Source organism: Candidatus Korarchaeota archaeon NZ13-K (assembly GCA_003344655.1).
GTDB lineage: Archaea > Korarchaeota > Korarchaeia > Korarchaeales > Korarchaeaceae > Korarchaeum.
Map to the genome: position 1 here is coordinate 1 of MAIU01000079.1, position 5,189 is coordinate 5,189.

7 protein-coding genes are annotated in these 5,189 nt (G+C 59.8%); 3 read left to right on the top strand and 4 right to left on the bottom strand.

Going from position 1 to position 5,189, the window contains the following annotated elements; genetic code table 11:
* Together BA066_06625 and BA066_06630 are read left to right on the top strand one after the other, a co-directional pair.
* On the top strand, positions 1-479 hold a 479-nt coding region (locus tag BA066_06625), incomplete at its 5' end, for a hypothetical protein (protein ID RDD53013.1).
* Between the two features lie 67 nt (positions 480-546).
* Positions 547-1,782, top strand: coding sequence for a hypothetical protein (locus BA066_06630; protein RDD53014.1), 1,236 nt, complete (start codon positions 547-549; stop codon positions 1,780-1,782).
* A gap of 3 nt (positions 1,783-1,785) precedes the next feature.
* On the opposite strand, the gene BA066_06635 is transcribed toward BA066_06630, so the two are convergent.
* The 4 genes from BA066_06635 to BA066_06650 form a co-directional block, all read right to left on the bottom strand.
* The gene (locus tag BA066_06635; protein RDD53015.1) at positions 1,786-2,604 is read right to left on the bottom strand and encodes a hypothetical protein; all 819 of its coding nucleotides are present in this window, start codon (positions 2,602-2,604) and stop codon (positions 1,786-1,788) included.
* 12 nt (positions 2,605-2,616) lie between these two features.
* The gene (locus BA066_06640; GenBank protein ID RDD53016.1) at positions 2,617-3,756 is read right to left on the bottom strand and encodes a DUF763 domain-containing protein; all 1,140 of its coding nucleotides are present in this window, start codon (positions 3,754-3,756) and stop codon (positions 2,617-2,619) included.
* Between the two features lie 70 nt (positions 3,757-3,826).
* Positions 3,827-4,201, bottom strand: a complete 375-nt coding sequence (locus BA066_06645; protein RDD53017.1) for a hypothetical protein — start codon at positions 4,199-4,201, stop codon at positions 3,827-3,829.
* Positions 4,202-4,248: 47 nt separating this feature from the next.
* Entirely contained in the window at positions 4,249-4,827 is a 579-nt protein-coding gene (locus BA066_06650; protein ID RDD53018.1) for a hypothetical protein, read from the bottom strand.
* Between the two features lie 105 nt (positions 4,828-4,932).
* Here BA066_06650 and BA066_06655 point away from each other — a divergent pair.
* Positions 4,933-5,189 (top strand): radical SAM protein (locus BA066_06655; protein ID RDD53019.1); only part of this gene is annotated, 257 nt, incomplete at its 3' end.

The following is a 5,189-nucleotide window of genomic DNA, read 5'->3' on the forward strand; positions in this document are numbered from 1 at the left end:
ACAAGGGGCTTGCCTCCTTCCTCAGGCTGAGGGGGATAAAGCCCCTGAGGAGCTACCAGCTCGATGTCGCTGGGGGCTTGGAGACGATAAACACGATGTACGAGGACCTGAGGATGTACAAGAGGGGGGTGAAGTCATCAGCCATAGCCGCAGAATTCGGTGAGGGATGGGAGATAATAGCCGGGACGAGCGATTACGTCGACTTCCTCGGGAACGATAGGGTGATACACCTCCACCTAATGGGCTCCGGCTTCATGGGGAGCGAGATCGTGATAGAGGTGACCATGAGATCCAACGACGGAATGAACGCTGGCAACGTGGTGCTAGACCTAATAAGGGCCGTTGCCAGGGCTAAGCTTGATGGTAAGAGCGGTTACGTTGACGAGATATGCGAGTACGGATTCAAGAGAACCAGGAGGTGGAGGAGCATAATTGAGGCTACCCGCAGCTTCGAGCTCAGCTACTGCGGGTCCCACTAGTTCATCTCATTTCGAACCTTTTGGTCGGGGTTTATCTGCTCCCACCTCTCGTAAGCTCGGTGGGATCTTGAGAGCGTTGCCCTTGCTGATGCTCCTGCTGGCGCTTCCCCTGCTCCCCGTTCAGTCGTGCCCTCCCACGGCCGGGTACGTGGGAGCGATATACAGGCAGGGGAGTGATCTGAGTGGCCTAATGAGGTTCCTGAGGGAGAGCGGCATCTCAGCCTCGATCAGCGTCGGGGAGCACGAGTTCTCCCCTTACAGCGGCATGAGCTTCCCCTCGATCTCCCTAGTCATAGGGAGCTATGAGGAGGGAGGGGAGCTCAGAGCATACGTCTTCACGGGGAGCTCCTACACGCTCCTGATGGTTGAGACGGACGTCAATTTGAGCGATGCCCCTCTGGCTTATGCTGAATCCCTCCTATCCCCATACCTCAACCCCGAGCTGATAGTGAACACCTCCAGGAGCCCCAACAACTGGATACCCCCCGTCCCCCTGGCCGAGTGGTACCGGCTCGAGAAGGGGGAGCGCCTGGAGGTTAAAGCCTACAAATGCGGTTTCACGCTCTCAAGGATGAGGAGGCCCCATCTGCCTGAGGTGGCCGTCCTGGCCAATGACATAGACCGCTCCCTCTCCTTCGAGGTGGTCAGGCGGGCCCTCGAGGCCAGGGGAATCAGGGTGGAGTACCTGGGAAGCGATGCAAGGGCCCTGGCGAGGGCAAGGGACTACCGCGTCGTGATATTCCTCGGAGGGGCGAGAGCCCCGCGGTTCGGGAACTTCGTCGCCCCGATCCTCGGGAACACCAGCTTAAAGGATTACATCGTGGTGACTAGGCCGTGGGCCACCGGAGGACTGGCTGTGGTCATAGCTGGAGCGGATAGGTACGCGACCAGGAGAGCCGCCGAGAGCTTCTCCAGGGGGGCTGTGGAGGAAGTGGTGAGGTTCATCGGAGGGGAGGCGCTGGGGAAGGTGACGACATCCAGCGAGCTCAAAGTCGAGCTGCTGTCATCTTCCGGCAGGTGCGGCCATCAGGAGGAACCCTCGCTAAAGATAGATGTTGAGGGGAGCTTCGCCTACGCGACTTACAGCTCGGGTCACGCCAACCCGTGCGGTAGGTTCGTCCTATCGGGTTACAACATCTCCGGGGGAAGGATCAATATCTACCTGAGGATCCTGGACAAGGGTGAGATCTGCATCCAGTGCCTAGGCATCCTGGAGGCCAAGCTGAGGATAGGCCCCCTCCCTGAGGGGAGATACGAGCTCTGCATCAACAACCTGTGCGAGGGCTTCGAGGTGAGGGATTAGCCCTCACTCCATGAGCCTCTCGTAGGCGAAGAGCACGGGGGATGCGAGCGAGGGTATTGAGGTGAGCGAGTAGAGCACTGCCAGGACGTGGAGGGGCACGAGGGTCCCGAGGTGGAATGCGAGCGTCAGGGAGAGGAAGCAGATGTATACGGCCATCGATGGGAGGAGCAGATAGGGGTTCCTCAGGAGGTCAGCGTACTTCCCGGCCAGGTCCTGGTTAGCGGTCAGGAGAAGGGCGTACTGCAACACGACCGATATGAGGGGGGTGGCCAGGAAGAGCGCGACCGAGGGATCCCTCGAGAAGGATGAAAGCTCCTCTTCGAGCCTGGCCAACTCCTCCTCGTCCTTTGAGACCGAATCATCAAGCCTGCCAGCCTTGTCTAGGGCTTCCTGAACGACGCAAGCCAGGTCCTCGTGGTAGAATGTCCTCAGGGTGTAGTTGTAGGGCATCCCGACCACGCTGGCGACGATCCTACTATCCTCAACCCCTATCCTGATGAGACCGAAGTGCTCCACCTCATGGGTCAGGTTCAGGTCCCTCAGAGCTCCCCTCCAGATCTCCCTCCCGGAGAAGAGCACCGCGACACCATCATCCTCGATCGAGTAGCTGAAGAGCCTGAGGACGAGAGGGGCCACCGCCTCCCTGTACTCATCGGCCTTCGTGCTGAGGTATGAGATCTCCCCCCTCAGGACCTCCATCCTCCTCTCCCTGAGCCATATGCCCTCCATCTTCTGGAAGTATGTGCTGGAGGCCGCGTATATTGAGGTCGTGAGGAGGAGCAGGATTAGGAGCCTCGTCAGGTCCCTCATCAGCTCACTCATCACCCTTCGGATTTAACCCTTCCGATCCTCACCGGGTGAGGCTTCACCGTCATTCAGTAACCCCGTAATCCTCGCTAGTCTCCTCATGGCGGACTCCTTCTCTTGATCCGGGAGGTTGGACTGTATCACGCCCGAGCGGAGGACCTCTATGGCCCTGTCCATGAGCCCTGTCCTGACGGGGAAGGGGACGCCATCCTTTCCCCCGAAGGCGAAGCTGTACCTGGCCGGATCCCTCCTGCTGGCCGGGGCGCCGTATATCACCTCGGCTATCAGGGAGAGGGCCCTGAGGAGGGAGGGGCCGATCCCCCTGACGAGCAGGAGGTCCTCGTAGTTTCTCAGCCCGAGCTGGTTGGCCTCCTCGACGGCCCTCCAGTCTATCCTCCTGGGCATCCTCAGGAACCTCCCCTCCCCCATGTAAGGGCTCAGGGGTCCTGAGCTGACCTCCTCGACCAGCCTCCTGAGCCTGGAGCTCCCCTCCGCTATTAGGTCCAGGGAGGCCCTCCTGTTCTCCTCAGACTCCCCTGCAGCCAGGTTAAGGACTTCCTCCCTTGATTGTGCGATTATACCGGAATGGGGGTCGTTCAGGAAATCCCTGAGCTCATGGGAGACCCAGTGGTATCTCCTAGCTGTCCTCCTCACGGGGTTCATGCCCTGCTGCACCACCGCCCAGTCCCCGTCCTCGCTGAAGAGCATGGCGTGATGGTATATGGAGTGGCCATCCTGTAGGGCAGCGTTATCGACCTTGGCCGTGAGCCTGCTCACCCTGACCAGCTCAAATGCCTTCGAGTCGCTCATGGACAGCCGATCGGCCTTCCTCAATATCTCGTTCGGTGTCTCGAGGGACCTCTTACCCTTCCCGCCGCAGGCAACTATTCCAATATCCTCCTCATCCAGCACCTCCCTGATCACGGCCGTCAGCACGGTCGTGACCCCGGAGGAGTGCCAATCATATCCCAGGACGCAGCCCAGGGACTGGAACCAGAAGGGATCGCTCACCCTTAGGAGGAACTCCCTCCTCCCGAACTCCCTGACTATCGTGACTATTATCTCCCTTCCCAGGGCCTTCATCCTAGAGTAGAGCCAGCTAGGGGCCCTTCCCTCGTGAAGAGGGAGCTCGGCCTCCCCAACTATCCTCGGGATCTCCCCCACCATCCCCCATGTTCTCCGGAGTGCTGGCTAAATAAAGTATCCTGACCCGGGGCCCGATCCAGCGATCCCCCGGCTACCTCAGGAGCTCGGCTGCGAACCTGAGGATCGATGAGAAAAGCAGGAATGATGCTGCGAATATGACAGAGCTCACCAGGGAGGTCGTCAGCAGGTAGCCGGAGAGGAAGTTGAACTCGAGCGGGTTGCCCACGTTGAGGAGATACCAAAAGCTCATGATGAACTGGACCGCCAGGAAGGGGATCAGGAATGAGAATAGGAGGGAGATTGACTCCTCAAGGTCATGGGAGGCTGAGGAAATCACGGAAACGATCAGGGAAGCCAGAATCACGGGCTCCAGAGGGGAGATCCCCCTCTCGGAGATGATCCAGATCAGGTCCCCCAGGGAGGCCCCGGCCGCAGCGTAATAGATAAGCTCCCGCCACCTGAGCATTCCTCGCGATTGGGAGGAGCTCCCCTATAAGCTTTGGCTCAAAGGGTTTAACATCCCGGTCTCAGGAGCTTGCCCATGGTGGGCCTGTGCTCGAATGGTATCCCATGCTTCTCAGAGAAGACGAAGCTCTCCATCTTCCTCCTCCTGGTGAGTCCCTCCTCCCTCTTCCTCCTCCCTATGACTATTATGGCCACGGGCCTCCTGTCCTCGGGAGCCTCCACAACCCTCATCACCTTCGAGTCGTCGAAGGCCCCTATCCAGCAAGTCCCGTAGCCCAGGGCGTGAGCCGCCAGCATGGCGAATGTGGCAGCTATCGTGGCGTCCTGCAGGGAGTAGAGGCTCTCCCCCCTCCTGCCGTACCTAACCGCGGATCTCGAGGGGACCGCTAGGAAAACGAGATGGACCGATGCGTCTATCATGAAATCCTGATTGTATGAAGCCCTGGCCAGGAGCCTCCTCCTCTCTGGATCCCTGACGACGACTATCTCATATGCCTGGAGGTTTCCCGCGGATGGCGCGCAGCAGGCGGCCTCAAGTATTATGTTTAGGTGCTCCTCGCTCACCTCCTCCCCCGTGTAGCTCCTCACGCTCCTCCTCTCGGCCATCACATCGAATATGTCCGGCATGGGGGAATCGGGGGCTTAATAAGATAAAGGTGGTGAGAAGGGTGAGAGGGGATTCGCATAGGGGAGTGCCTCCTCTGCGGAAGGTCCTCCAACCTGATATCAGGCGTGCTGGGCGTCTGCCTGGAGTGCCTCAGGAGCGATCCGGGGGCGAGCGAGCTGGCCCTCTCGGTGCACAGGAGGGAGAGGTCGAGGATGGGTCTCCCGCCCGAGCCTCCCAGGGGAAGAGGGGTGAAATGCGGGCTCTGCGATGCCGATTGCGTGATCCCCGATGGGGGGATCGGATACTGCGGGATGGTGATGAACGATGAGGGCAGATTGGTCAACCTGGCCGGGGCCCCGAGGTACGGGCTCCTGGAGTACTA